This window comes from Parafrankia soli (assembly GCF_001854695.1).
Lineage (GTDB): Bacteria > Actinomycetota > Actinomycetes > Frankiales > Frankiaceae > Parafrankia > Parafrankia soli.
In genome coordinates, this window is record NZ_MAXA01000118.1 from 1 (window position 1) to 2,593 (window position 2,593).

Genomic DNA, 2,593 nt, shown 5'->3' on the forward strand with positions numbered 1-2,593 from the left:
AAACGGGTCGCCACCCCGCTGCTCGCGGTCGTCGCCGCGATCGAGGCAGCCGACCTGCTCTTCGCCGTGGACAGCGTGCCCGCCGTCCTCGCGGTCAGCGACGACGCCTTCATCGTCTACACCAGCAACGCGTTCGCCATCCTCGGCCTGCGGGCCCTGTACTTCCTGCTCGCCGGGCTGCTGGACCGGTTCCACTACCTCAGCAAGGGCCTTGCGCTGATCCTGTCCTTCATCGGCGTGAAGCTGATCCTTCAGGCGTCCCACAAGTTGTTCAGCAGCAGCGTCCCGGAGATCCCGTCACCGGTCAGCCTGGCGGTCATCGTCACGGTCCTGACAGTGTCCGTCGCACTAAGCATTCGGCGCCTCCACTCGACCGCCCAAGAAGGCACTGCTCCGGCCGCACGGGACGAGAACGGCGTTGCCCCGGGTTCGGCCGGTGAACAACCCCCGGCGCAGGGAACGCGGGAGACGGGCAACCCACCGCAGGACAGCTGAGCTGCACATACCCCCCGTGCGGCGTCTCTCGTCGGCGGCCGCGAGCATGCCCAGCAGCTCGCCCACCTCCGCCGGGGACTCCACGATCCGTCGCTTGGCCAGCAGTGGGTCGACTGGACCGAGGGGCATCACGACGTCGCCCTGGTCGACGACAACGGAGTTACTACCGGTCTTCCGGCCATCCAGAGTCTGGATGGTCGGGTGATCTGCGCAGTGCGTCCTCGGTGTCGTCTCGGCCTGCCTGGGCCGCCAGGTCGGTGGCGATGCGCAGCAGCGTGGCCCTGCCGAGGCGTTCTCTCCTGAGGCTGCGCGCCCGCCGCAGACGGCGAACCTCGTGGTCGAATACCTGGAACTCGTCCAGACGCGGCCATGCGTCCATATACGCTCCGCTCGAGAGGGATATCCCAGGTCTGACCTGGGGGAGAGGCTAGAAAACCCAGCCTTCCCGCATCCCTGCCCGAACCCGCGGAACGAGAACAGGCCCGGCGGAACTTCCCCGCCGTCCCTGCCAGCGGGGAGGCTTCGTCGCCGTGCTCACCGTGGCGCTCATGGCCGTCAGCCGCAGAGGTAGCGGTAGCGGCACCGCAGCCTCCTAGGGGTGTCGGTGAGACAGGACGGCACCCACCCCACCCTCGCATCGAACATGTGTTCGTTCGAGGGTGTTGTGTGGTGACGTATTCGGAGGCGACTTCTGGCAGCTGGTAGCCGCCGGCGGTGTCACGGATGATCCATCCGGGGTCGGCGGCGGCGAGGACCTGTGCGGGGAGGTCGGGCAGGGTGGCGGTGGCGGGGTCGGCGTGCAGGATCAGCTGCACGGCGGCCAGGCGGGTAGCGGCGTCGGCTGTCGGCGTCTTGATCCCCAAAATGCGGCCCGGGATCATGCTGCCCGTGTGATTGTTCTACAGGTGACGTGTCTGCTTCGAAAGGTCAAGATCCGAAGGCTTCGGAGGGGCGGGGCTCGGGCTGTCATGCGACGGCCGAGGGCAACCGTCGTTGCCGATTGTGGCCCGGTGTGCGCGCCGGGGTGAGGTGATCGGGTGAGGGTCCGGTATCCGCGGTTCGGGCGGGCGCACCCGCGCTCGCCCGCGGCCGCGTTGACCGTCCAGTGTTGGGTACGCGGACAGACATTCCCACCACGATCACTACAAGTGCCTCGGGGACCACCGTCTTTCGTCGTACCCGGCGGCCCGGGTCGGGCGGGTAGCAAAATTCGGCCATGGGCCTCTTCTCGCGACGCAAGGATCCGGACCAGCTCCTCGCCGAGGCGATCGTGAAGCGCGGTGTGCGGGTGCGCGGCGATATCGTCTCGGCAGTCGATGAGGGGGACGCGTGGCGGGTCGTTGTGCGCTTCACACCGGTGGGGCAGGACGCCCGGGAGGTCGAGGTCCGGCGGCGGCTGTCCCCGGACCTCCAGGTGGGCCTGGATGCGGGCGAGCCGATGTCGCTGTCCTACGACCGAGAGAATCCAGACCGCGTCGTCCTGTGGGGTAACCCCCGCTACCGTGCGACCGAGACCGGCGCCGTCGTCCGCGTGGTCGATTTCGAGGGCGGTGAACGGTCGCTCTGAGGCTCGGCGCCGGGCTTCGCTGGCACCCCCTTTTCATATGGCGCCGCGGTGTGGCTGTCGCTGGGCGTCGGTGGGGGTGGCGTCGAGCCGCATCCCGCGAGCGGACAGGCATTCCTATCAAGATCACTATCAGTGCCCATTAGAGGTGTGCTGCGTCTCCTGTGACGTAAATGTGACGAAAAGACTGGTGATCAAAAGCGCATCGATGGGTGCGCGGGCGACATGATCATTTGTGGGTTCCGGGTCCAGCGGGCGCACGATCCAGATCGTGGGCTGGGTGCCGACGCCGGTGTCCCGTGCCGTCGTGGCGCACGCTGCGGCGGAGCCCTCCTGTGCGGACAACCCCACCGGATCGTCGCTATACGAATTCAACTGCTTGCGCTACGCTTCCCTAAGGGGATGTGAGCGATGTCCGGACTCCGCAGCGGTGTCGGCGCTGCACATAGTCCGTGGCGTCTGACCGGTTCGGGCCGTACGCCACGGGTGTTGTGGTGCGCCATCGCCGCCTCCCTGGCGCTGCTGGGGCTGGAT

General features: G+C 67.7%; 3 protein-coding genes. 2 read left to right on the forward strand and 1 reads right to left on the reverse strand.

Going from position 1 to position 2,593, the window contains the following annotated elements:
• A partial coding sequence (locus tag BBK14_RS12075) for a TerC family protein (protein WP_420849146.1) occupies window positions 1–495 on the forward strand: 495 nt, incomplete at its 5' end.
• 163 nt (window positions 496–658) lie between these two features.
• On the opposite strand, the gene BBK14_RS12080 is transcribed toward BBK14_RS12075, so the two are convergent.
• On the reverse strand, window positions 659–874 hold the full coding sequence (locus BBK14_RS12080; protein WP_071062007.1) for a hypothetical protein: 216 nt from the start codon (window positions 872–874) through the stop codon (window positions 659–661).
• Between the two features lie 837 nt (window positions 875–1,711).
• Here BBK14_RS12080 and BBK14_RS12085 point away from each other — a divergent pair.
• Complete coding sequence (locus BBK14_RS12085) at window positions 1,712–2,062, forward strand: hypothetical protein (RefSeq protein WP_071062009.1); 351 nt, start codon at window positions 1,712–1,714, stop codon at window positions 2,060–2,062.
• Window positions 2,063–2,593: the final 531 nt, after the last annotated feature.

Coding starts and splice junctions, on each gene's coding strand:
- BBK14_RS12085 (WP_071062009.1), top strand. CDS start 1,712: ATGGGCCTCTTCTCGCGACGCAAGGATCCGGACCAGCTCCTCGCCGAG.
- BBK14_RS12080 (WP_071062007.1), bottom strand. CDS start 874: ATGGACGCATGGCCGCGTCTGGACGAGTTCCAGGTATTCGACCACGAG.